This window comes from uncultured Chitinophaga sp. (assembly GCF_937874145.1).
Taxonomy (GTDB): domain Bacteria; phylum Bacteroidota; class Bacteroidia; order Chitinophagales; family Chitinophagaceae; genus Chitinophaga.
Genome location: NZ_CALNBI010000385.1, coordinates 1 through 2,244 on the forward strand (window position 1 = coordinate 1; position 2,244 = coordinate 2,244).

The following is a 2,244-nucleotide window of genomic DNA, read 5'->3' on the forward strand; positions in this document are numbered from 1 at the left end:
CTTGAATTTGCTGAAGCTGAATAGATTGGAGCCGTTGGCGTAGACGCGCAGCTTTTCGATGCCGGCGCGCTTCATGAATGCCGCGGGAACGCTGTATCCCAGTTCGAGTTGCTTCAGGCGAAGGAAGGAACCGTCGCGCATGAACCAGGTGCTGCGCGCGCTGTTGTTCGTATTGGCGGTGTGCGACAGGCGGGGCCAGAGCGCGCGGATGTTGCGGTTCTCTTCCGACCAGTGATCATCGGCATATACTTTCAGCAGCTGGTTGGAACTGCCTTCCGCGCCGATGAACGGAGCCGTGGCGCTCGCGTCTATCCAGAACGATTCCCGCGCCAGCCCCTGGAAGAAGCACGACAGGTCGAAGTTGCGGTAACCGGCCGACAGCCCGAAGCCGTACACGATTTCAGGCGTTGTCGGGAAACCGATGGGCACCTGGTCGAGGGCGTCGATCTTCCCGTCACCATTGATATCCTTGTACTTGATATCGCCGCCCATCACCTGGCCCGGCTGGAAGGGCGAGTTCAGCACCTCTTTGTCGTCCACAAACAAGCGCTCGGCCACATATCCCCACGACTGCCCCAGGGAATGCCCGATGCGGGACTTCCAGGGAGCATGCCGGTAATCCGGCTCTTCATAGGTCGTGAATTCGCTCGTGGCATATGTGAAATTGGCGCGGCCGGACAGGTAGAATTGCCTGGAGAATTGCTTATTCATTTCCAGGGACAGGTCGAAACCTTTGCTGGTAGCCGCGCCTACGTTCGCTTTCGGTAATGTCAGCAGCCCCATCGTGTTGGGTATATGCGAACGTGTCATGAGAATGCCGGAACGGCTTTCGCGGTAAACGTCGGCGATGATATTGATGAACCCGAACAGGCCGATTTCCGCGCTGAGGTTGAGTTTCTTCGCCGTTTCCCAGCTGATGTTGCGGTTCTCGTAACGCGTTTCCGCGATACCGGTAATCGTATTGGTAAACTCCGAACCGAAAAGGTAACTATGCGGCGCACTATTCATGTTCACTTCCGACAAAAAGAAGAAACGTTCGCTGGAACTGCCGATCGCATCGTTCCCCACCAATCCGTAAGTACCGCGCAGCTTGAGATTGGACACGGTTTTGGAGAAAGGCTCCCAGAAAGGCTCGCGGGAAACGTACCACGCGCCGCCGATGCTCGGGAAGAACCCGAAGCGGTGGCTTTTGTAAAACCGCTCCGATCCGTTATACCCGAAGTTGGCTTCCACAAAGTACTTCTCGGCCAGCGCATACGTGAAACGCCCCGCCAGCCCCATATTACGGTGTGGCAGCGAGTTCTGCAGCGTGCCTGCGTTAGCCTGCAGCTTGTTCAGCATGGTATACACCAGCATCCCGTTCAGCGTATTGCGGGAATTGAAGTGGTGCTCGTAACTGAGAATCCCCTGGAAATAGTTTTCGGAGGAAACATCCTTATCTCCCTCCGAATAGCCAAGATACTCGGTGCCGGCTTCCGGATTGAGCGCCGCCAGCGTGTAATCGCCGGATTGCTTGTCGTAACTGCCTACAGTATAGAAGAAGGGATTATAGTTGCGGGAAACCGTGTAATAATTGTACCGCGTGGTATTGTACATACCGCTCAGCTTCAGTCCTTTCGCGATGAAACTCAGGTCCTGCTTGATCTCGAACTGCGCGAGGGTCATGGCGTTGGTGTAATCGCGGTAGCCTTTCATCATATCCGCATAAGGATTGCTGAACTGGCCTGCGTCGTAGTTGCCGAACATAATATGCTCAGTGGTCATATGCTGCGCGTCCGGCTGATAGAAAGCGGGATACAACACCGGATTGGTGCGCATGATCTGGCGGTATACGTCGGCGCCACCCTTGATGGGCCCGGTGTAATCGGACCAGGTGGTGTTCAGCCGCACCAGGGCTTCGGTGGTCTTGGTCAGGTTGATGTTGACGTTGGACCGGAGGCCGTAGGTTTTGAGGTTGATATTGTTATTGAAAGTAGCCGCCACGTAATACCGCGCCACTTTGCCGCCGCCGGAAACGTTGAGGTTGGCGCGGTGGTTCACTACGCGGTCTTTCAGCAGCATCTGCTTCCAGTCTGTCGCCGGATAAAGCACGGGGTGCAATCCCGCCCTGGTATTGGCGATTTTTTCCTGGGAGTAAAGTTTGAGGGCGTTGGGGTTGCGGGTGGTCACGGCTTCGTTGGCGAGCTCCATGTAGGTGACGGGGTCGGCCAGTTCCACTTCTTTGGTGGGGCTTGAAATGGAATT

At 55.8% G+C, this 2,244-nt stretch carries 1 protein-coding gene; it reads right to left on the reverse strand.

What is annotated here, in order from left to right; all coding sequences use genetic code 11:
* Nucleotides 1-2,244 (reverse strand): SusC/RagA family TonB-linked outer membrane protein (locus Q0510_RS18805; RefSeq protein ID WP_298715271.1); only part of this gene is annotated, 2,244 nt, incomplete at both ends.